Genomic DNA, 23,261 nt, shown 5'->3' with positions numbered 1-23,261 from the left:
AACGATTAGTGACTGTCAGACTTGTATTCGTACTCGTAGTAACCGTAGTCCTGGTAACCGGTCGCACGACGGAAGATGGAGTTCAGGATCACCCCTTTCACTTCAATTCCGTTTTGCTCGAAGCGGCTCAGGCTGGTTTCCACTTCCTTCAGCGTGTTCACCGCGTAACGCGCCACCATCAGCGTGGTGCCGGCATGGCGGCCCACAATGGCGGCATCGGTCACCGCCAGAATTGGTGGGGTATCAATCAACACCAGGTCATAGTTTTTGCTCGCCCACTCCACCAGCTCGCTAAAACGTTCACTCATCAGCAGCTCTGATGGATTTGGCGGCACCTGACCACGCGGAATAAGGTCAAACTTCGGCACCGTCGTCGGTTTTGCACTCTGGCTAATCTCACCTTTGCCCAGCAGGATTTCCGACAGCCCGTTGACGTTATTGGTACCCAGCAGTTCGTGGGTATAGCCCTTACGCATATCACAGTCGATCAGCAGCACCCGTTTATTGGTCTGGCTCACCACCGCCGCCAGGTTGGCACAGACAAAGGTCTTACCAATTGACGGGCTGACACCGGTCAGCATCAGGACGTTGTTTTTGGCCTGCATCATGGCGAAGTGCAGACTGGTACGCAGACTACGAATCGCTTCGATGGCCAGATCGGTTGGGTTACCCACGGCCAGCAGCTGGCTTTGTTTGTAACGCTTAACGCCTTTGGTGGTTTTGACGCTGTCACGCGATTTTTGCCACTCCGACAGCGGGATGCTGGCGTAGACGTTGATACCGCTCTCTTCCAGTGCCTGCGGGCTTTCGATTCCACGGTTGAACAGCGAGCGAAGCAGCACGCCAACGATGGAGAGGATAAGACCCAGAATAATGCTGCCGAGAATGATGAGGGCTTTCTTCGGCTTCAGCACCCCTGGCTGGGTGATGGCCGGGTCAACGATGCGCACATCACCAACGGTACTGGCTTCGGTAATTTTCAGCTCCTGCTGTTTATTCAGCAGCTGCATGTACACCTGCTGTCCGGATTCCACATCGCGGGTCAGACGTACGATTTCCTGCTGCGTTTTAGGCATCGCAGTGACGCGATCGTTGAGTTTCGCCTTCTCTTCTTCCAGCGTGCGGCGTTTCTCCAGCAGCGTACGGTAGGCCGGGTGACGCTTGGTATAAAGCTTGGAAATCTCCGCCTCTTTGAAGGTCAGCTCGTTAAGCTGGGCATCAATGTTAACCATCGAGTCGAGAACGGATTTCGCTTCCAGCGGCAGGTCGACAGAGTCTTTATCCTGACGATAGGCGTTCAGCTTGTTCTCGGCATCATCCAGACGGGCGCGGACTTCCGGAAGCTGTTTGGCGAGGAATGCCAGGCTTTTCGCTGCTTCAGCCGATTTACGCTCAACGTTCTGCTCAAGATAGTTACGGGTGATGCTGTTGAGGATGTCGCGGATCTGATCCTTATCTTCACCGGTAAAGGTCATGCTCAGGACACCGGTGTCCTTGCCGTTTTCGGTGACGGTCAGGTTGTTCTGCAGATTGTTAATCATTCCCAGCGTGGAGAATTTGGTCACGGTAAATTCACCGCCCTCCTGGGCGTGGATCGCGCTGACCATCATGCTGACACCCTCTTTCGTCAGCATCTGCCCCACTTCACCGCGCGCGCTAAAGCCCGCATCGCTGGTTAACTGGTACTGTTTTGGGCCTAACACCGTCAGGGTAAAGGTCTGATCCACGCTTCCTTTTGGCAGCACAAAGTCAGTCACTTTGACCGTGTCGTTGCTGCGTCCCATCAGACGGTCCCAGCCGGCACCAAAGATCGGGAAGGTATTTTTGGTGACGGAGATATCAAGGCCGAGGTCGTGAACGGTTTTACCCAGAACCAGGCGCGACTGGATCAGCTGAATTTCCGCATCGGAGGCCGGCGGTTTGTTCGCCAGTGCGGAGCCAATGTCCTGCACCAGCGAGTTACCGGTATTTTGCTCAATCTGCACCAGCGCATCGGCACTGTAGATTGGCGTCGCAAACAGCGTATAGACGACGGCCGCCGCGGCAAACACGGCGGTGATCCCAAGCACCCACCACTTTGCCTCTACGACGGTGCCGACCAGGCGACCAATATCGATTTCATCACTGCCCGAAGTCGGGGCGGCAGAAGGTTTTGTTTTTTCTGTCATTGTTATCCCTGCTGAGCTTTCAGTGCCTGCGCCCACTGACGGGCAGACTGGTCAAGTAAGGTGTATACCGCCTCGAAGGCCTCATGGCTTTTGCGATATGGATCGGGGATTTCGCGTTCATTGTCCCAGTGACCAAACAGCATCACCTTGCCGCGCATCTCCGGTGCGATATCACACAGCGCATGGATATGGCGTTTTTCCATCGTCAGGATCAGGTCATACTCCCGGCACATACGGCCGGTGACCTGGCGGGCGATGTGCCCGTCGAGAGAAAGGTTATGATCGCGGGCCACGCTCGTTGCGCGCTCATCGGCACCTTTACCGACCAGCGCACCCAGCCCTGCGGATTCAACGGTCAGTTCGGGCTGGTAGAATTTCAGCAGCCGTTCAGCCGTGGGGGAACGGCAAATGTTCCCCACGCATACCACCAGAATTTTGTTAAACATCGCGGATTACCAGGTATGAATGTCGCGCGCCGTATCCGTCATGTAGCGAACGCCACTGATGGTTGGCAGCAACTGGTTGATCAGACGGTTCCAGCGGGCAACCGGTGCGGTGGTGACATACACCACATCGTATGGCTGGAGACGGAACTCCGTTGCCATCACCAGAGACGTCGCATCGGACATATCCAGCTGGTAGATGTTGGCAATCTTGCCTTTCGCACTGCCCTCACCTTTCAGCGGACGGATCACGAAGATACCGGTGGCGTTGGAGGTGGTCAGATCAATACCCTCTGCATTACCCAGCGCTTCGGTCAGGGTCATGCCGCTGAAGTCCATTTTGAGGGTGCTCTGTTTCTTAACTTCGCCCATCACGAACACTTTCAGATCGTCATTGCGCGGTACGTAAAGAATGTCGCCCGGATAGAGCAGACGGTTCTGAGTCAGGTCACCGTTTTGCATCAGCGCCTGCAGCGAAATGCGCTGCTCTTTGCCGTTGTGCGTCAGAACCACGTTGCGCCAGTCGGCACCGTCGGTTAAACCGCCGGCGGCGTTAATGGCATCCAGAACGGTCAGCGGTACGTTGGTGATGGCCTGTTGGCCGGATTTATTCACCTGTCCGGAGATATAGGCTTTTTGCGAGCGGAATGCGGCGATATTAACGTCCACCTGCGGATCGGCGATGTACTGCGCTAAGCGGCCGGTAATATCACTGCGGATTTCGGCGAGCGTTTTCCCGGCAACGTGTACCTTGCCAATATAGGGATAGAACATGGTGCCGTCTGACTGTACCCAGTTACCGGTGTCGCTTGAGCTACGGTACTGGCCCGCTGGTGTGGTCAGTTCAGGGTGGTCCCAGACGGTGACGTTGATGACATCACCCGGCCCCACGCGGTACTGGTAGGAGGCAATCTCCTGATCCAGAGACATATTCGGCTGAGCAACATTCGGACGTGGGCGTAATTGTTCGACCAGACGTGGCGTGAGTGGATAAACATTCACCATTTTGTCGAGATCAAAATCGGCATCCTGCTGCTTGATCACATCCTTACCCATTGTTGACATATTGCTGCCGGGAAAGACCGTACAACCACTCATCAAGGTCACAGACACCAATAATGGCATCAATTTCATTTTGGATTTCATCATTGATTATTTATCACTTTGGCAGAGTAATTATCCTGTGCAATTTAAAATAAGCTGGGTCGTATTGGGTTTCAGCATGCAGTTAATCAAATAGAAATATAACTGGCATCAGTCCTAAAAAAAGCTTATTCATCCATTGGCTATTGACAGAATAATCGAGGCTGATTCACACGCTTTCAGGCACGCTACCGCCCTTGGCTTTCAGTTACCAATCCACTGACTAAACAATGTGTTATGGATAGACACCCTCTTGAACAAGGTCTTCTGGAAATATATCAGCCGCAAAAACGCCCGACGGATAATCAATAACCATTCCTGAAGACCGAAACAATAATAGCAACAAGGAGATTTAACATTTGATGCTGGAGGAATTGTTGCAGCTAACCTAATAGCAGGCAAGGAGACAACTGTCCTAATAACTGTTTTTAAGATTAATATTAAGAGCAAACTTTTGACCTTTTAGGATTTTCTTTATATTGACAAAGCAACAATAAAAACCATTAATTGCGATATATCCTAAAATGTACTGTGCGTAATAAAATATACGTAATTACCTTATTTACAGCGCCAGCGTATTGCTCTCTTTTTGTTCGGCCTTATTAAGAGAAATCTCAGCCCGGCATTGCAATTTCCCGCCGCTTTATCCATGATCGAAGTGTGACATTCGTCATATAACAGAAGGTATTGCTATTACTATGGAATGGATTGCCGATCCATCAATCTGGGCCGGACTGGTGACGCTGGTTGTCATCGAATTGGTGCTCGGTATTGATAATCTGGTCTTTATCGCCATCCTCGCCGAAAAACTGCCCCCTTCTCAGCGTGACCGCGCTCGCGTAACGGGCCTGCTTTTGGCGATGGTGATGCGGTTGCTGCTGCTGGCCTCTATCTCCTGGCTGGTCACGCTGACACAGCCTCTGTTCTCCGTTCACGGCCTGAGCTTCAGCGCCCGTGACCTGATCATGCTCTTCGGTGGCTTGTTCCTGCTGTTTAAAGCGACAGTTGAACTTAATGAGCGGCTCGAAGGCAAAGACAGTGAAAACCCGACCCAGCGACGCGGGGCAAAATTCTGGCCTGTGGTGGCGCAAATCGTGGTGCTGGACGCCGTCTTCTCACTGGACTCGGTGATCACCGCCGTCGGGATGGTTGACCACCTGGCCGTGATGATGGCCGCAGTGATCATTGCCATCACGCTGATGGTGATGGCAAGTAAAGCCCTGACCCGGTTCGTTAACAGCCATCCGACCATTGTTATTCTCTGCCTGAGTTTCCTGCTGATGATTGGCTTTAGCCTGGTGGCGGACGGGTTTGGATTCCACATTCCGAAAGGCTATCTGTATGCCGCCATTGGTTTCTCAGTAATGATTGAAGCGCTGAACCAGTTGGCGATATTCAACCGTCGCCGTTTCCTCTCAGCAAATCAGACGTTACGTCAACGCACGGCCGACACGGTCATGCGCCTGCTGAGCGGGAAAAAAGAGGATGCAGAACTGGATGCGGAATCCGCCGCGATGCTTGCCGATCACAGTGACGGGCTGATCTTTAATCCGCAGGAGCGACTGATGATTGAGCGGGTGCTCAATCTTAATCAGCGGACGGTCAGCAGCATCATGACATCACGGCATGACATCGAGCATATCGACCTGACGGCACCGGAGGAGCACATTCGCGCCCTGCTGGATAAAAACCAGCACACCCGCGTGGTTGTCACCGGCGGCGAAGAGGAAGAGGAGTTGCTGGGCGTGGTGCACGTCATCGACCTGCTGCAACAGCAGCTGCACGGTGAAGCACTCAATCTGCGCGCCCTGGTGCGCCAGCCGCTGGTCTTCCCTGAAGGACTGCAGCTGCTTTCTGCCCTTGAGCAGTTCCGTAATGCGCGCACTCACTTTGCCTTCGTGGTGGATGAATTCGGTTCCGTTGAAGGACTGGTCACGCTCAGCGACGTCATGGAAACCATCGCCGGTAATTTGCCCAACGAGGTGGATGAGATTGATGCGCGCCACGACATCCAGAAAAATGCCGACGGGTCGTGGACGGCGAACGGTCATATGCCGCTGGAAGACCTGGTGCAATATGTGCCGCTGCCGTTGGATGAAAAACGCGAGTATCACACTATTGCCGGTCTGCTGATGGAATATTTGCAGCGTATCCCGCAACCGGGAGAAGAGGTTCAGGTGGGCGACTATCTGCTTAAAACGTTGCAGGTTGAGAGCCACCGTGTACAGAAGGTGCAGCTCATTCCACTGCGGGATGAAGAAGAACTGGACTATGAGGTTTAGTGAGTTGTTTTGCCCGGTAGCATGTGCGCTACCGGGCGCTCGGGCATCAAAGCTTATCTAACAGCTTTTTCACATCCTTCCCTGACTGTGAATCTTTATTCCGATCCGCCCAGTCGTTCAGACGACGTTTCGCTTCGTCCTGCAGATGTTTGCGCAGGATCTGATCCACCTGAAGGCTGTAATTCAGCGCCTGCCATTTGCCATAGACAGTGAGCGGAACCGGCGTCTCTTTAAGGAAGTCGATCAGTTTACTTTCACCCTGCCAGCCGGAAAGTACCCGCACGTTAAATCGGGTATCCGCCGTCTCTTTCACCAGATCCAGCTTACCTTCACCGGTTAACGACAGGAGTGAAGAGGTCCCCTGCATTCCGTCGAGAGTGAGCTGCCCGTTGTCCAGCATCAGGTCAGTGGTAAAGCTGTCGAGGCGCGTTGCGCTGTCGTAGTTTTCCTGGGCTTTAACATCACTGCTGCGCTCCACCGCCTGCTGCACCAGCTGCTGGAAGTTAAGCCCTTCCATACGGGAATCTTTCAGGTCAAGATGAGCCTGCCCCTGCCATTCGCGGCGGAAAGCCTCAGCATCAATCTTCGTCCCCGAGAAGTCACCCGCCAGCGTCAATTGGCCCGTTAAGGAGATCGGGTAATTAAAGGCTTTAAGGATGGTACCAATCTCAACGTTGTCGAGACGCGGCTGGAATTCGGCGCTGGCCGTCTCTTTACGCACGTCCAGCGTGCCCGGCAGAGAAAGATGTCCGGCGCCCATTTTGCCGCTCAGTTCGGAGATCACCAGCAAACCGTTATGGTTAAACATCTGGCTGCTCACGTCGGTAAAATCGATACCGCGCCAGCGCAGGCTGTTAGCTTTCAGTAAGATATCGGCCGTGAATCCGCGCAGACCGTTATAGTCTGGCTGATCAAGACTCGAGGAGATGACCGGACGCGGCTTGGACGGCTGGCTTTGCCCATTCTGAGCAGCGTTACCGTCGGTTGCACCTGCTGGCTGAGGCGGAAGTAAGTTCTCCAGATTGAGCTTGTCAAACTGCAGATTCATTACCCACTTCGGCTTCTCCTCAAGCGTGACGCTCGCCTGCCCTGTCAGACTGCTGTCGTTCGCCTGCAGATTGAGGTTATCCAGCTCAAGCTGTTTTTGCTCTTCGCGCCACACCACCTGCAGCGTTCCCTGACCGGTGATCCCCTGGGCAGGAAGATCGGCTCCCGTCAGTTGCCAGTTCAGTTGCTGAATATCCGCCGTGAGCTGATGGGGGTAATCTGAGGCATTCACGTTGGCGTTCAGCGACAGATTCAGATCGCGCTGATCGCGGTTCAGCCTTCCGCTAAACTCCAGCGAGGCAACATGATGGTCGTCCTGCTCCATCTTCAGGTTGATGTTACGGACGGTTACCTGCTCGTCGGACTCATGCTGGAAAACCAGCACGCTGTCGGCGACTTTCAGTTTGGCTATATCAAATGACCAGCCCGTATCCGTCGGCTCGTCGGGCAGCGTATTTTCCCGCGGGGCGACCGGCGCATCCGAGTCACGCACGGCTTCAGTTTGCGGCGTCAGCTGAATCACCGCCCCTTTCAGCATCACCTGGTCGACCTGCAACTGGTGTGAAAAGAGCGGGATCAACGCCACATCAAGACGCATGTTATCGGCAGAGACCAGCGGCTGGGAGGCACCCGGCGCGGTTAACGACATGCGGCCTGAGAGAATGCTGAGTTGCGGCCAGACGTGCCAGCGCAGCGGCCCATCAAGCTTCAGTTGATAACCACTACGCGCTTCGACCTGCCGCACCATGTAAGCACGGAAATCATTAGGGTTAACAAGCAGGACTAACGCCGAAAGGCCAGCAACCAGAACCACCAGCAAAATCATCAGCGTTGTCAGAACTCTTCTCATAGCATCCTCAGTGGACTAACGATCAGTCTTTATCAATACGGCTCGCGACCGCACCCTGCTGGTCGCGATATTTAGCGTCCTGACGGCGGTTATAAGGACGATCTGCCGGACCGGTTAGCGGTTCAAAACTCAGCGCACCGATCATCATCCCCGGACGCAGTGCCAGAGGCAGTTTACCGGCATTGAAGAACTCGAGCACGATACGGCCCGACCAGCCTGGATCGATACGGTGCGCGGTCACGTGAACCATCAGCCCCAGTCGCGCCAGAGAAGAACGGCCATCGAGCCAGCCGACCAGGTCCGCAGGCAGCGTCACCGATTCATAGGTCACCGCCAGCGCCAGTTCACCCGGATGCAGATAAAAGGCTTCGCCCTCGTCAATAACGATTTCATCACTCATCACGCGATCAAGCGCGGCGCTGACTTCATCCTTCGGCCCGCTAAGGTCGATGAACGGTGCGGTATGGCCGCTAAAGGTGCGGAATTTATTTCCCAGGCGCACATCAACAGTCACACCATTGATACGCTCCACGGGTGGACGTGGTGTAATAGACAGACGGCCTTCATCCAGCCAGGCTTCAATATCGCGATCACAAAGACGCATCGCACTTTCTCCTTTCATGCATCGTACCCTGAAGCCATAAAGACTCAGGGCAAAACCAGGTTATCCCTGAACGGTACACAATTCGCGCGGCTTATTCAAAAAACTGGCTGATTTTCGCTTTTAAGATATCAATGGCTATGCGGTTTTTACCGCCGCGAGGCACGATGATATCGGCGTATTGCTTGGATGGTTCAATGAATTGCAGGAACATCGGGCGGACAGTTTTCTGGTATTGCGCCATCACGGAGTCCATCGAACGTCCACGCTCATTCACGTCACGCTTAATGCGGCGCATCAGGCAGATATCCAGCGGCGTATCGACGAAAATCGAGAAGTTCATTGATTCACGCAGACGAGAGTCGGTCAGAAGCAAAATACCTTCAAGGATAATGACCTTCTTCGGTTCGATACGGATCGTTTCCTGCGTACGGGTATGTTCTACATAACTATAGACGGGAAGTTCAATTGCCTGGCCGCTTTTAAGTGCTTCTAAATGCTGGAACAGTAAGCTGTGATCCATCGCATTAGGATGGTCATAGTTAGTTTTTACGCGTTCTTCCATCGACAGATGGGATTGATCTTTGTAATAGCTGTCTTCGGGAATGACGCCGATATGCTCATCACCAACTTGTTCACGCAGTTCGCGGTAAAGCGTACTGGCAATAAGACTTTTACCTGAAGCCGATGCGCCGGCGATGCCTATAATGACGCACTGATGAGACTTATCAGTCATAAATTTAGCGACCTGATTAACCTGGATGTTAAGGAAGGACGACGCCGGAGCGTCAAACGCGGCAATTATAGGGATTTCGCGGGCATGATACCAGTCGAAAGCGCAGGTTCTGCGAGACAGGGTGAAAAGCGACGAAATGATCCCTTTGTGAAATTTAAACGCACGTTTTTTCAGCGTTTGCCGGGGATTTTTTACCGAGTAACTATTTAATAAGTCTATGATGTCAAATTATGAGCAGTCGCCATATGAATTGTAAATTGTTTGTACTAGCATAAACCAAATTATCAAATTCACTCGTCCGGACTTCTCTCCTGACGGCATGGCGTCTCTGGATAAAGCGGTAATGAATAAACAATACCAGCGGGTTTTGGTTACCACCCCACATCCTTTATTGCGACTTGTCTGTCTGGGCCTGGTCACCTTTATCTTTACCTTATTTTCGCTGGAGCTGACCCGCTTCGGCACCCTGCTCGCCCCGCTCTGGTTCCCTACCGCCATCATGATGGTGGCCTTTTACCGTCATGCAGGAAAGATGTGGCCGGGTATCGCCCTGGCCTGCTCGTTTGGCAATATCCTGGCTGCGTGGATGCTTTTCTCCTGGTCGTCGATCAACCCGACCTATACCGCTATCAACGTGGTTGAAGCCGTGATTGGCGCGGTGTTACTGCGTAAACTGCTCCCGTGGTATAACCCCCTGCAGAATCTGAATGACTGGATCCGTCTGTCCATCGGCAGTGCGCTGGTGCCACCGCTGGTTGGCGGGGTGCTGGTGTATCTTCTGGTGCCGGGTCCGGAGCCGCTGCGTAATTTCCTCGTCTGGGTGTTATCAGAAGCCATTGGTGCGCTGGCGCTGGTGCCGTTAGGGTTACTGTTTAAACCACATTATCTGCTGCGTCACCGCAACCCAAAATTGCTGCTGGAAACGCTCGCCACCATGGCCGTGACGCTGGCTCTCAGTTGGATGGCGATTACCTGGCTGCCGTGGCCCTTCACCTGCGTTATCGTTCTGCTTATGTGGAGCGCCGTGCGCCTGCCGCGAATGGAGGCGTTTCTGGTGTTTCTGGTCACCGTGATGATGGTCTCGCTGATCATGACGCGTAACCCTGTATCCATGACGCCGCAAAACCTGCTGGTGACGCTGAACGCGCCCTGGCTGCCCTTTTTGATGATGCTGTTGCCGGCCAATATTATGACCATGGTGATGTATGCCTTTCGCGCCGAACGCAAACATATCACCGAAAGTGAAGCGCGTTTTCGTAACGCGATGGAGTATTCCGCCATCGGCATGGCGCTGGTCAGCATTGAGGGGCAGTGGCTTCAGGCCAATAAAGCCCTGTGTAACTTCCTGGGATACAGCCAGACGGAGCTTCAGGCCCTCACCTTCCAGCAGTTAACCTGGCCGGAAGATTTGAATACCGATCTCGAACAGCTGGAGCAGTTGGTCAACGGCGACATCAACACCTACACCCTTGAGAAGCGTTACTACACCCGCAATGGTGAAGTGGTCTGGGCCCTGCTTGCCGTCTCCGTGGTGCGCCACACCGACGGTTCACCGCTCTATTTTATCGCCCAGATTGAAGATATTAACGACCTGAAGCAGACCGAGTGGGTCAATAAACGCCTGATGGAGCGCATCACCCTCGCCAACGAAGCGGGCGGTATCGGCATCTGGGAGTGGGATCTGGAGCCAGACATTATCAGCTGGGATAAGCGGATGTTTGAGCTGTATGAGATCCCGCCGCACATCAAGCCCACCTGGCAGCTCTGGCACGAAACGATGCTCCCGGAAGACCGCGCTCACGCTGAAAAGGTGCTCCGGGATTCCCTCATTTCACGTTTGCCGTTTAAGCTTGAGTTCCGCATTCGTGTTAAAGAAGGCGTGCGCCATATACGCTCTCTGGCGAACCGGGTACTGAACAAACAGGGTGAAGTCGAACGCCTGCTCGGCATCAACATGGACATGACCGAGGTGAAGCAACTCAACGAAGCGCTGTTCCAGGAAAAAGAGCGTTTGCACATTACCCTCGATTCCATCGGCGAAGCGGTGTTGTGTACCGATATCGACATGAATGTCACCTTTATGAACCCGGTTGCCGAGAAAATGAGCGGCTGGCTGCAGACCGAGGCTATCGGGCAGCCTGTCCTGAAAGTGTTGCACATCACCTTTGGTGAAAAGGGACCGCTGATGGAGAATATTCACAGCGGCGATATGTCCCGTTCCGATATAGACCAGGACGTGGTGCTGAACTGCCGTACCGGCGGCAACTACGATATCCACTACAGCATCACCCCGCTCAGTACGCTGGACGGGCAGAACATTGGCTCCGTGATCGTAATTCAGGACGTGACGGAATCGCGCAAAATGCTGCGTCAGCTCAGTTACAGTGCCTCGCACGATGCCCTCACCCACCTCGCAAACCGGGTCAGTTTCGAAAATCACCTCAAACGTCTCTTACAGACCGTACAGGAGACACGCCAGCGTCATGCGCTGGTGTTTATCGATCTCGATCGTTTTAAAGCCGTCAACGACACCGCAGGCCATGCGGCGGGTGATGCTCTGCTGCGGGAGCTTTCGTCATTAATGTTGACCATGCTCCGCTCCAGTGACGTGCTGGCTCGTCTCGGCGGGGACGAATTCGGGTTGTTGCTCCCGGACTGCAATATCGAAAGCGCGCGTTATATTACCGGCCGCCTGATTAACACCATCAATGACTATCACTTTATGTGGGAAGGACGTCTGCACCGGATCGGCGCCAGCGCGGGTATCACTCTGATTGATGAAAATAACCATCAGGCTTCAGAAATCATGTCGCAGGCGGATATCGCCTGTTACGCCTCGAAAAACAGCGGACGCGGCGTCGTCACGGTTTACGAACCCCAGCAGGAACGGGACCACGGCATGCGCAGCATGATGTCGCTTGATGAGCAGTGGCACATGATTAAAGACAATCACCTGATGATGATTGCCCGCAGCGTCGCGTCTCCACGGATACCGGAAAGCTGCAACTTCTGGCTGATTTCATTACGCCTGTGGACCAGCCAGGGCGAAGTGCAGGAAGAGCATGCGTTCCGCTCCGGACTTGCGGAGCCTGAACTGTTGCACGCCCTTGACAGACGTATCTTCAACGAGTTTTTCCGCACCTCCGCCGCACAGGTCGCCCACAAAGGCATGGGGGTCGGGCTTCCGCTGTCTGAAGCGGGTTTAGCAAGCGTCACGCTGGTTGATGAACTTGTCGACCTGCTGGAGAAGAGCCCCATGCCGGGCCGTCTGCTGCATCTGGTTATCGCTGCCGACGTGGTATGTAACCCGGATGAGAACCTGCAGCAGGGCCTGCAAAAACTTCGCCATGCTGGCTGCCGCGTCGTGCTCAGCCAGGTGGGACGCGATATGAACGTCTTTAGCCACCTCAGCGCCAATATGGCCGATTATCTGATGCTTGATACGGAAATGGTGACGAATGTTTATGGCAACCTGATGGATGAGATGATGGTGACGATCGTTCAGGGGCACGCCCAGCGCCTGGGCATGAAAACCATCGCCGGTCCGTGTAACCAGCCCATCATGATGGACACGCTCTCCGGCATCGGCATTGATTTTATTTACGGCGACACCATCGCCGAGCCGCAGCCGTTGGATCTACTGCTTAATACCAGCTATTTCGCCATCAACTGATGGCGCCCAGCCGTCGGTATACCAGATGTGCAGCAACGCATACGAGCGCCAGGGCTGCCAGCGCTGGGCGTACCGCCGAATTTGCGCAGGCGTCATCCCGGCAAAACGTTGCTTAATCAGATAATCATCCGGCAGAAAAACGTCCTTCGCCTGCCAGCCGCGCAGGGCCAGGTAGTTTGCCGTCCAGCGTCCTATTCCGGGCCGCTGCTGTAAGGCCTTCATTCCCGCCTCAATATCCGCAGGAGGGGAAAGCGGAAACGTCCCGTCCACCACAGACTGAGCCAGATGAACGATCGACTCCGCCCGCTTTACCGGCATTCCAAGCGCTTTCAACGCCAGCGGGTCCGCTGCGGCCAGCGCGTGCGGGGTCGGGAAGCAGAGATAACCCGGGGCGTCTTCAACCGGCTCTCCGCACAGGGCGACAACGCGGGAAGCCAATTTTGCCGCCATCGCCACGCTAACCAGTTGCCCGAGTATCGCCCGCACACCCTGCTCCCAGGCATCCATCGCCCCCGGCAACCGTAAGCCTGGCCGTGCGGCCCCCAGATCCCCCAGTGTCGAGCGGATCGCCTGAGGATCGCAGCCAAGATCGAAAAGTCGCCCGATACGCTCAAGGCAGGTCTGCGCAACCGGAATCAAGCCCGGGCTGAGCGTCACGGTAAGTGTAGGGGTTTGGCTGTCCGGCGTAACGCGAAATATCCCCTGATGCCCCTCGCAGGCGAAACTGCGCTCGTAATAGTGGTCCGTGACGGTCTCTACGCCCACTACCGCACGTGCGCCAAGGAAACCAAACATCCATTGCCAGTCGTAAGGGGGTTGCCAGGTCAGGGTATACATCATCGCTCCTTTTTTGTTCTCCTCAGCATAAACCGAAAGGTCTTGTTTCGCCTTGCTTTCATATTCCTGTTGTCGCCAGGCAGACATTTCGCTAAAGTCTCGCCCCTTCTCACTGGCATGGGGACTAATCGTGTTTATTGGATTTGACTACGGTACGGCAAACTGTTCGGTTGCCATTATGCAAAACGGGCAACCACAGCTCCTGAAGATGGAAAAAGAGAGCACGCTGCTGCCATCAATGCTCTGCGCACCCACTCGCGAAGCGGTCAGCGAATGGCTGTTCCGTCATCATCAGGTTCCCGCTACCGCGGCGGAAACCCAGGCGCTGCTGCGCCGTGCGGTCAGTTTTAACCGCGACGAAGATATCGACGTGACCCCTTCCAGCGTGCAGTTTGGCCTCTCATCGCTGGGCCATTACATTGACGATCCGGAAGAGGTTTACTTCGTTAAATCCCCGAAGTCGTTTCTGGGCGCCAGCGGGTTAAAACCACAGCAGGTGGCGATGTTCGAAGACCTGGTGTGCGCCATGATGCTGCACATCCGTAACCAGGCGCAGACCCAGGTACCCGATCCCATCACACAGGCCGTTATTGGTCGTCCGATCAACTTCCAGGGTCTGGGCGGTGAAGAGGCTAACCAGCAAGCGCAGGGGATCCTCGAGCGCGCCGCACACCGAGCCGGTTTCCGTGACGTGGTCTTCCAGTATGAGCCGGTAGCGGCAGGACTGGATTTTGAAGCCACATTAACGCAAGAGCAACGCGTGCTCGTTGTGGATATTGGCGGGGGCACCACCGACTGCTCTTTACTGCTGATGGGGCCACAATGGCATCAGCGTCGTGACCGCGAAACCAGCCTGTTGGGCCACAGCGGCTGCCGCGTAGGCGGTAACGACCTGGACATTGCTCTGGCATTTAAAAGCTTGATGCCGCTGCTCGGCATGGGCGGACAAACCGAAAAAGGCATTGCCCTGCCAATTCTGCCCTGGTGGAACGCCATCGCCATTAACGACGTTCCGGCGCAGAGTGATTTTTACAGCACCGCGAACGGGCGCTTTCTGAACGATTTGGTACGCGACGCGCAGGACGCGGATAAAGTCGCCCTGCTCTATAAAGTGTGGCGTCAGCGTCTCAGCTATCGCGTAGTGCGTACCGCTGAAGAGAGCAAAATCGCCCTCTCTGACCGTGCTGAACACGCTGTCTCATTACCTTTTATCAGTGATGAGCTGGCGACCGCGATATCGCAGGAAGGGCTGGAAACGGCACTCGCCCAGCCGCTGCAGCGGATCCTCGAGCAAGTGCAACTGGCGCTGGAGAATGGCAAAGAGAAGCCGGATGTGATTTACCTGACCGGCGGTAGCGCCCGTTCACCGCTTATCAAGAAAGCGCTGGCGGAACAGCTTCCGGGTATTCCGATTGCCGGTGGCGATGACTTTGGCTCCGTAACGGCAGGTCTGGTCCGCTGGGCACAGGTGATGTTCCGTTAAGCCCCGACGGAAGCCTTCGAAATGCGCAGGGCTTCCGTCGTTTACAGCGCGTTAAAACGCACATTTTCCTTTTTACCTGGCAGCACGCTGCCCTTTTTGCATGCCGCTTCTCTTGTCGTCGGCTGGCTTTGCTCGACAAATCGCCGGAAATCAGCGAACGGCACCGGGGGCAGGAAATGATACCCCTGCAGGTAATCCACCTGTTTGCTGATAAGCCACTCTCGCTGATAAGCGTACTCCACCCCTTCCGCCACGGTACGCAGCCCCAGAATCATCGCCAGATTAATAATCGATTCCAGCATCGGCAGCGGTTGGTTATCAGCCTGGATAGCGTTGATAAAGGTCTTATCAATTTTTATGACATCCAGTTCGAGTTCATTCAGATAGCATAAATTCGCGTATCCTGTACCAAAGTCATCCAGAGCAAACATCACCCCGCGATTACGCAGTGAACGGATCAGTTCTTTTATTGCAGGCGTCACGGCCAGCGTTTGATTTTCGGTGATCTCAATCATGAGCTTCACCGGTAACGATTCTGTCAGCTCTAAAAAATTGAGGCACTCCCAATAAAACACCGGGTTACTTAACGTGGTTGGACTGACATTAAACGCCACAAACAGCGGTGTATTTAACCCGTTGCTCTTTTGCTTTAAGTCACTGGCAACTTTATGCATTAAATAGCTGGTGAGTTCGTTAATCAGGCCACAGCTTTCTGCCAGCGGAATAAATTCTCGCTGCGAAATCGTGTAATTATGCCCTAATGGCCAGCGGGCCAAAATCTCTATACCGCACAGTTCACCACCTGCACCGACAACGGGTTGATAATAAGGTAAAATTTCATCATTTTTGAGTGCCAGACTCAGACGCCCCGCATCATTATTATCATAACTACGCCCGGTGGATTTGCGCATTAACGTACTGTTCTGCCCCACATCTCTTTCAGTCAGGAAACCATTGCGGATAAGAAAAATAATAGATTCAATAAAATTTTTAAAACCAAGCCTGTGCGTTATTTTATCCCGGTAGCGATACAGGGATTTTGTGGTCAATGAATTTGCCCGGCAGAATTCGGCCTGCCCCTCTTTCGTCATCATGGCATTAAGCATGTCTGCCTCAAATTCGGTTAACGCGAAAACGTCCAGCTCATCTGATTTTACGCGTGATTCCGGTTGCGGGGTTGTCATCAGTATACGCGTGAGTATATCGATGACGGTCGTATAATGCAGTGTTACATCAATTGAGGTACTGTATTCATAGCCTCGATTAATACACTCATTTTCGCTCAACCTGAGAACAACGCTGTTTACCATGATAAACTGACTACTGTTACGATGTAGCCATTTCTTCACCAGGAAAAAGGGCATCCGGTTATCAACAATTAACAGACAGGAGTTGTATTGCTGAAAAGAAAGGTCTGACTCTGATATAAATGTCTGACTGTCGACCAGTACCAGATTAGGCAAAAAAGCCCTAAGCCCGGCGAAAAGATAAATGTCATAACTGAGCAGGAAGACCTTTTTCTTATTCATAATAATCACCATCACGTTTTCATTGTAAAACGCAGCCTTCCCGAACAGGAAAGTGTATTCATAATTGACCTGGTATTCACATAGACTTAAGGTAAAACAAATAAAATGCCTTTAGATTGCATAATGTGTAGTAGCTCATCCCCCTTGCAATAAAACTGAGCGCAGGGGAAATGATAAGAATATTCTTGCTGTATCGGTAGCGAATTCTGAGGTCCGAAATGAGTACAAACTTATGCGCTTATATTCACATTCAGACAAACTTTAGTGATAGTAAAATCGATTTTAACAGAATAAAAAACCATAAATAATGTGACACATAGGTTATTATTTCATAATAAGGCGATACCCCATTCTGAGGATTACGCTGCCCGACACACCAACAGGGTGCGTCGCAAATCGCGTATACCGTACACATTGTGCGCAATATGCATTATTTTATAATAGAAGTTGTGTTGCTTAGACATAATTAATCCCGTGATCTCATCAGGCAAATCATCATTATCATTTTTGATCACAGAAACCCGTTGGGTACGTATGTAGCCGTCACTATCATTACCTAAAAATTTAAGCATCGTGGAACGGTTAATGGCGTAACTTTTCCCATTAACATTAATCACGCCCACTTGTGACAATACCCCCTCTTCAGCAGATGATATCCTGAAAACCAGCAATACCTCCCCTTCGATGTGCATACCTGTTTTTTGCGTATTGAGCACAAGATGGTTCTTTGCTGAGCATACCAGCGCTGCCGGAACCTCATGACGTTTAAATAAAAACAAAAAAATGATAACAAGCGCTACGGCAAGACTAAAATACATAATTTTCGCACGCATGTGCAACTCCCCGGGAGCCTAACGTACAAATACTGAAAAATGATTCCTTTAGTTTATTACCTGCAGACAATCCATTGTCATCATAAAACACAATGACCTTATTTCTTCCCTTACAGATAGATTTGAATTGCTGCCATCGGGATGAATTCAAAAAAGTGGATATTTTCTCAACTGAATTATCATCTGTCGTAAATATTTCACAGGAACCGGATTTTTGTACATGCACGACACCATCGGTATCTCGTAATAATTTTGGCAGAAGGACAAAGCCAGATATCACCAGGCTGATGCCTAACATTCCGCCAACGATAGTTTTACCGTATCGCCTTAACCCGGGTTTGGTGGCGTAGGTTAATGCAGTGATGCTATGCGGCAACGCATCTTCTATTACGTTTTCGATCTGCGCCTGAAAAACAAATCCTTCTCGGGGGATAGTTGCGATCAGATTATCCATTCCCAGTTCTGCTAACGTTTTGCGCAAAATACTGACATTTTTATTCAGACTGTGACCTGATGGGATCAACCCATACCTTCCCCACACTTCGTCTATAATCAGATCCCGATGTAATTGTTTGCGGTTGTTCGCAATAAAGAGCTCCAGTAATCTTGCCGTTGCAGCGGACAGAACCACTTTTTCTCCCTGTACACTTAGCGCTCTGGTCTCTGAATCGTATACAATATGATCATTGATTATCTTTTTCATCCGGGAACTCTTTTATTATCGGCGGCAATGCCAGCACGCAGTACAGAATATATTCCCAGAGTTCAGTTAGCAATATAAGAACTGTTTCTTTAAACTTTAACTGTTATTTTTAAAACAACCATCGCCTATCGGTATATATTTTTTCAACGCAACGATGAATTTTTTATTTTTAGTGTTTAACGCGCTGCTTTGGTAGGTCTCTCCAGGCAGCAGGTAGCGCATCGTCGCCTCGTCATCGGTTGACTGACATCCCTTGTGTACGATGATCCTGAAAAACGTATTGCCGGTATTTGTCAGCGCCCCTTTTTGCTCATCCAGAGTATAACCTAGCGTCAGCTTTCTGGGCCTGACCACCAGTATCGTATCCAATGCAATAGCGGGCACAGCTTCACTTGCTTTGCCTGAATGACGTGCAGCAAACAGCGTTACCGGCATCTCGCGAAACTGAATCCGGTAGTAGCGCTCTTTGTCATCCTCGGGACCGCGATAGAAGATCTTAAAATACTCCCCGGCGTCCGGGGCGAGCGAAAACGTGAGCGGTGTAAACAGCAACTCACCGTCCTCTATTGGCAGACGCTTTTCCCCACCCGGTCCTGGACGGTCGATTTTAATCGCCGAAATGCTGTACACATTCTGTTTGTGGCTGTCGTTGTAAATACGTTTGCTAATGAACGACCGCTCTGCGGGGATATCATAGATCGTGGAGTCCAGATACAGCGCGTGGGCAGAAAGCGTGTAAAGCGCAATGCAGAGTCCCACCACACCCTCCGCGACCTTCCGCCAGCGCATCATTTTGTTACTCCCAGCCAGTTCGCGGTGACTTTGATTTCACCACTGGCGCTGACCACGCCTTCCCAGTCAGCGCCAGCCACCGTCAGTGCTGAGCGGGAATCATTCATCGGGAACAGCAGCGTTAAGTTGGTGCTGAAAAAACTGCCATCATCCGTGTTGTTGGCATCCCATGGCACCTGTTGCCATAACGCATCGTTCAGACTAATGGCATTTTCACTGCAGCTGTTCCTTACCTGAGTAGGGCTTCCCGACGCGGTGTTGTATTGCAGATAGGCAGGGACAGGCACGTTTATTCCCGCCTGGGCCGACGTAAACAGGCAGTAAGGGGTATCGTTGATTGTCGTGCTGTCCCCGATAACCTGGGCCGTAATACTGTCAGCCTGACGAGGTCCCGATACGGTGACGACGTAATCCATCTCAATCGGCGCGTCATCTCCGATGGTGCCGCTTCCACTGGCAGAGACCGTATTATTCGATGAGACAATGCTAATTCCATACTCCTTCGGCACAATATTGAGCTGCAAAGAGGGGGTAAACTGGTAATAGCCTGACTCCGGAGTTAATGCATTCGTAAACGCAAACGTAAAGGGCTGGCTGTTGGTAATACTGACGCCTGCATCCACCAGATTCTTAAGGAATGTTTTCGACAAAAAGACATAGATATACTGGCCAGATGTCGAAAAGACGTTGTAATACGCCGTCGAGGCGCTGAAGTTATACCATGTCGAGCCATTTCCCGAATATTTCACGGTGGTTGCGGAAGGGGTAAAACCCAACGCAGCAGAATCGATATACGCTCTGAACGTCAACGATGCCGTCAAATTTTGCGTCTGCTCAAGGTTGTATTTGACCATTTTACAAATTACGCCATCAACGTTACTGACGACACCCAGCTCACAGGATCCGGAATCATTTGTGATGCTTGGGGTTCCATCACTGGCGATCCACAGCTCCTGAAAGGCACTTGTTGATTCCAGCGCCAGATGTCCCCGCTTGTTTAACGTGTAATTGATGTAATTCCAGCGACCTGTTGTCTGATCCTTACAGCGTTGTCCTGAGGCGTAATCATAGTTAACCGAGGTATAGCAGCGGTTAAAAACATAGGTTTCGCTGCCACCCGTCGGCATATTACGAAAATACTCATAGGCTGAGTTGCTCAGCGAAGCAAAGCCATACGCTCCGCCAATAACCCCCGCCACGGATCCAACCTGCGCGTGGTAAAAACCATTGTTATCCACCCCCTGCCCGGCAATGTAGCCCGTCGTCGGACACTGCGAACCTCGGTAGCAGCGTATTCCGGTGAAAGGAGCATCAATGGGCGAATTATCAATCCACATATCCTGATAATTATTGGCCGGCGCAGTCCAAATGACATAACCCAGGTAACCGAGGCTGACCTGGGATGTGCCGTATTTAACCCAGGTATTTGACCCGCTGAAACGGGGATCTAACGCGGACGGCGTAATGAAGTACTCACCGTCAATGTCGTTCTCGATAAATAAAAACGTGTTGTTGATCGCCCCTGACGATGAGGCGGTCAGTGCCCTTGCGGAGAAGGGAATTGACCCCGCCAAAAACAGGAGCGAAATAAAAACGGAAGCACTTTTTTTCATAGCATTATCTCTGCGCCATCGTGGTTTGTGGTGCACATTTAACATCCCCTACCCACGCAGCGCCCCTGGCTTTTTCCAGATCTAAATCCGCTTCGCAGATATTACCGTTGGCGGACACCAGGGTAATAACGGGATACTTCTTATCAATATCAATGGCGAACTCACCTTTCGCGTCGGTGCGCGTTTTGCCAATGTGGTTATGGATGTCCGTATTTGACGCCAGTTCACCATTGGGATATCGCACCCGGCCAAACACGGTCACCATGCTTTTCACCTCAGGTGACACCACGCCGACGTTACCGGGATAAAGGTTAAGCGCCTGTTTACGGCCCGAGACAATGTCAAAACTGTCTTCAGAGTTTTTATCATTCATAATTTCCAGCTTGTATTGCGCGTAAGGCGGGAGTGCAATAAAGCTCGATTTGCCGCTAAGAATATAATTTCGGTTATTTATTTTTGCGGCCAGCTTTCCATCACCCACAAGATCGGTTTTCACAATAATGCCCGAGCGCTGTCGCTCTTTGCTCAGACCAAAATCCCCACCCGCCCAGGCAACGGAACCCTGAGAGGAGAAGTTCATATTGGTCGAGTTGTCCGCTGAACGGGTCACCGAAACCGTCCCGCCGTTATAGCGGGTGTCATAACTCAGGTTGCCATTTACAGCGTAATTGTTGTCGTAGTTCTGCTCTCCACTCAGGCGAGTCGAGGCGGAAATGCCTGCAGACGTAATGACGCTATCCTCAAATTGTTTACGCGCGCTGATATTGCCCTGTGTTGCGCCGTAGCGATCGCGTGAAACCCCGACACTCATCCACGAGGCCAGCGGCAGCGATAAATCCAGGCTGACATAGCGTTCCTGACGTCCGTCATCATTCGTATTGTTGTAGTAATAGCGCTGTATCCCGGCCCGTAACCCCACTGTGGCGTACCGTCCCGCATAGAGGGTGGTACTGTAATCCAGGTTTCGGTAGGTATTACCGGAATAGCGGTTTTCGGTCTGGCTGACCGTTAACGTGCCACCGTGCGGAATAAACCGGCTCAGGTTCAATGTTGCGCCAACCGAATAGTTATCCCGCTCCTGCACCGGCAGACGGTTACCGATTTTGCTGTCTTCCCGCGACGCCCACAGCGAGCCAAACCCGCCTGGAGCATTAAGACTGGCGCTGCTGACGTTGCGCCATGTTCCGTCGTTCGCCACCAGCGTTTGTGTCCCGACGCTGACATATTCGTTGACGTTAAGAGTAATGTCCGTTTCATTGACGGCATTGTCATCAAACCCATAACCTGTCGTTTTCAGGGTGAGCCCGGAGAGCATTGCCAGGGTTAACGAGGCCGCACCACCCGCAATCCAGGTCTGTTCACTGCCGGCATCACGGTAATGATTGCGTTTATAACTCACGCGGTCGTAATCAAGTGAACCGCCAAAAATTTGCCATGCGACTTCATGCAGGCCTGCGGCCTGCTGGCGGGCAAATATTTTATTCACCCGACTGACGCGGGTGTTCACCGTCCGGCCATTTACCACGACATCCACCGTGACGTCATACACACCGTAAGGGAACCGGCTGGTGTCAATTTCGTAGCTGCCCATGTTGAAGTTCTGAACGCTTAACAAGCGCCCATCACGAAACACATGCACTTCGCCGGCAGACGGTAAAAATATGGTTATTGGGATCAAGGACAGGGAGGTGTTTTCAACCACCGTACTGCCTTTATTGCCGTAGCTGACGCCGTAGATCTTGCCGCCATTCAGCGCATTGAGGCTGGCGATCGACTGAACGTTCCAGGTGTCGAGCATGCCCAACGCCAGACGATAACCCTCATAATCGCGCTCATACATGGCACGATACAGTTTGCTGGAGCGGTTACTCTCGCCAATACCATAGACCGAGCCATTGATATTGAGGTGGTGCTCTCTCAACGAGGTGGTGTTATCCAGTGTTAAATAACTGCGAGAGCTGCTGCCATTGCGGTAGTCATTGTAATAGGTACCAAAGTTGTAATTCAGCACAGTAGACAGTCGATCAACGCTGGACGGTCCCAGCAATGAACTGCGGGCGACTACCGCTTCAGTCAGGGCATCCCGGCTGACAATCATCTCCAGATGAAAAGAGGAGACGTTTAATTTCAGCCGTGCGTCTCGCGAAAGGGCAAGAGAGGTATTGTCGATAAATTTCGCATCGCCTATTTTTTCCACCATCTCGCGCGTTTTCTCTGAAAGCACCGCGTTATTGGGCAAATCGGCAATCATAATGGATTTTACAACGATATTTCCCTCAACCAGCGAGATGACCGCATCAGCAATTTTTTGTTGGCTTTTTGTATCCGTCTCCTGGTAGCGGATATAAACGGGGACCGTCATCCCCTGTTCAAGAGAACGCGCGAATGCCCCTGGAATAACATAATTACCAATCTTAACCGGTGCAGAATGCGCAACCCCTGATGTTAGCGCATAAGAGAGTAATAAACTCCCTCCTATAAGATATTTAAAAGACATACGCATCCTTACTTTTCGGTATTTTTATTAC

General features: G+C 52.2%; 16 protein-coding genes. 3 read left to right on the top strand and 13 right to left on the bottom strand.

Annotated features, from left to right (window positions below):
• Nucleotides 1-5: 5 nt before the first annotated feature.
• The 3 genes from wzc to AM410_RS15225 are packed head-to-tail and all read right to left on the bottom strand — an operon-like array spanning nt 6 to nt 3,760.
• Nucleotides 6-2,168, bottom strand: coding sequence for a tyrosine-protein kinase Wzc (gene wzc / locus AM410_RS15235; protein ID WP_073396122.1), 2,163 nt, complete (start codon nt 2,166-2,168; stop codon nt 6-8).
• Nucleotides 2,169-2,170: 2 nt separating this feature from the next.
• Nucleotides 2,171-2,614 carry a low molecular weight protein-tyrosine-phosphatase Wzb gene (wzb, locus tag AM410_RS15230; protein ID WP_073396123.1) on the bottom strand — a complete coding sequence of 148 codons (444 nt, stop codon included), beginning with the start codon at nt 2,612-2,614 and terminating at the stop codon, nt 2,171-2,173.
• A gap of 6 nt (nt 2,615-2,620) precedes the next feature.
• Nucleotides 2,621-3,760, bottom strand: a complete 1,140-nt coding sequence (locus AM410_RS15225; RefSeq protein ID WP_014170829.1) for a polysaccharide export protein — start codon at nt 3,758-3,760, stop codon at nt 2,621-2,623.
• A 692-nt stretch (nt 3,761-4,452) separates the two neighbouring features.
• Between AM410_RS15225 and AM410_RS15220 the strand changes: the two genes are divergently transcribed.
• Nucleotides 4,453-6,036, top strand: a complete 1,584-nt coding sequence (locus tag AM410_RS15220) for a TerC family protein (protein WP_020883259.1) — start codon at nt 4,453-4,455, stop codon at nt 6,034-6,036.
• 46 nt (nt 6,037-6,082) lie between these two features.
• Here AM410_RS15220 and asmA read toward each other — a convergent pair whose 3' ends face one another.
• The 3 genes from asmA to udk form a co-directional block, all read right to left on the bottom strand.
• The gene (gene asmA, locus AM410_RS15215; RefSeq protein ID WP_108648022.1) at nt 6,083-7,933 is read right to left on the bottom strand and encodes an outer membrane assembly protein AsmA; all 1,851 of its coding nucleotides are present in this window, start codon (nt 7,931-7,933) and stop codon (nt 6,083-6,085) included.
• A gap of 22 nt (nt 7,934-7,955) precedes the next feature.
• Entirely contained in the window at nt 7,956-8,537 is a 582-nt protein-coding gene (gene dcd / locus AM410_RS15210; RefSeq protein WP_020883257.1) for a dCTP deaminase, read from the bottom strand.
• A gap of 91 nt (nt 8,538-8,628) precedes the next feature.
• The gene (gene udk, locus AM410_RS15205; RefSeq protein WP_020883256.1) at nt 8,629-9,270 is read right to left on the bottom strand and encodes a uridine kinase; all 642 of its coding nucleotides are present in this window, start codon (nt 9,268-9,270) and stop codon (nt 8,629-8,631) included.
• A gap of 343 nt (nt 9,271-9,613) precedes the next feature.
• Here udk and AM410_RS15200 point away from each other — a divergent pair, with 343 nt between their 5' ends.
• Nucleotides 9,614-12,943 carry a diguanylate cyclase gene (locus AM410_RS15200; RefSeq protein WP_047355807.1) on the top strand — a complete coding sequence of 1,110 codons (3,330 nt, stop codon included), beginning with the start codon at nt 9,614-9,616 and terminating at the stop codon, nt 12,941-12,943.
• On the opposite strand, the gene alkA is transcribed toward AM410_RS15200, so the two are convergent.
• On the bottom strand, nt 12,908-13,780 hold the full coding sequence (gene alkA, locus AM410_RS15195; RefSeq protein ID WP_073396278.1) for a DNA-3-methyladenine glycosylase 2: 873 nt from the start codon (nt 13,778-13,780) through the stop codon (nt 12,908-12,910). The genes AM410_RS15200 and alkA overlap by 36 nt on opposite strands.
• 130 nt (nt 13,781-13,910) lie before the next feature.
• Between alkA and yegD the strand changes: the two genes are divergently transcribed.
• Nucleotides 13,911-15,263, top strand: coding sequence for a molecular chaperone (gene yegD, locus AM410_RS15190; RefSeq protein ID WP_073396126.1), 1,353 nt, complete (start codon nt 13,911-13,913; stop codon nt 15,261-15,263).
• Nucleotides 15,264-15,304: 41 nt separating this feature from the next.
• On the opposite strand, the gene AM410_RS15185 is transcribed toward yegD, so the two are convergent.
• The 6 genes from AM410_RS15185 to AM410_RS15160 form a co-directional block, all read right to left on the bottom strand.
• Complete coding sequence (locus AM410_RS15185; protein WP_047743112.1) at nt 15,305-16,792, bottom strand: EAL domain-containing protein; 1,488 nt, start codon at nt 16,790-16,792, stop codon at nt 15,305-15,307.
• Between the two features lie 359 nt (nt 16,793-17,151).
• Entirely contained in the window at nt 17,152-17,625 is a 474-nt protein-coding gene (locus tag AM410_RS15180; protein WP_020883251.1) for a hypothetical protein, read from the bottom strand.
• On the bottom strand, nt 17,600-18,328 hold the full coding sequence (locus AM410_RS15175; RefSeq protein ID WP_073396128.1) for a winged helix-turn-helix domain-containing protein: 729 nt from the start codon (nt 18,326-18,328) through the stop codon (nt 17,600-17,602). Before AM410_RS15175 ends, AM410_RS15180 begins: the two co-directional genes overlap by 26 nt.
• 96 nt (nt 18,329-18,424) lie before the next feature.
• Nucleotides 18,425-19,120 (bottom strand): molecular chaperone, encoded by a 696-nt coding sequence (locus AM410_RS15170; protein ID WP_073396129.1) that lies wholly within the window; start codon nt 19,118-19,120, stop codon nt 18,425-18,427.
• Complete coding sequence (locus AM410_RS15165; protein ID WP_181012743.1) at nt 19,117-20,733, bottom strand: fimbrial protein; 1,617 nt, start codon at nt 20,731-20,733, stop codon at nt 19,117-19,119. The genes AM410_RS15170 and AM410_RS15165 overlap by 4 nt, the downstream gene beginning before the upstream one ends.
• A 4-nt stretch (nt 20,734-20,737) precedes the next feature.
• Nucleotides 20,738-23,230, bottom strand: coding sequence for a TcfC E-set like domain-containing protein (locus AM410_RS15160; protein WP_068794798.1), 2,493 nt, complete (start codon nt 23,228-23,230; stop codon nt 20,738-20,740).
• Nucleotides 23,231-23,261: the final 31 nt, after the last annotated feature.

It is taken from the genome of Enterobacter cloacae complex sp. FDA-CDC-AR_0164 (genome assembly GCF_003071645.1).
Taxonomy (GTDB): domain Bacteria; phylum Pseudomonadota; class Gammaproteobacteria; order Enterobacterales; family Enterobacteriaceae; genus Enterobacter; species Enterobacter ludwigii.
Note: the sequence above shows the minus strand (reverse complement) of the source record. Positions and strands in the feature narration are given on the sequence as shown.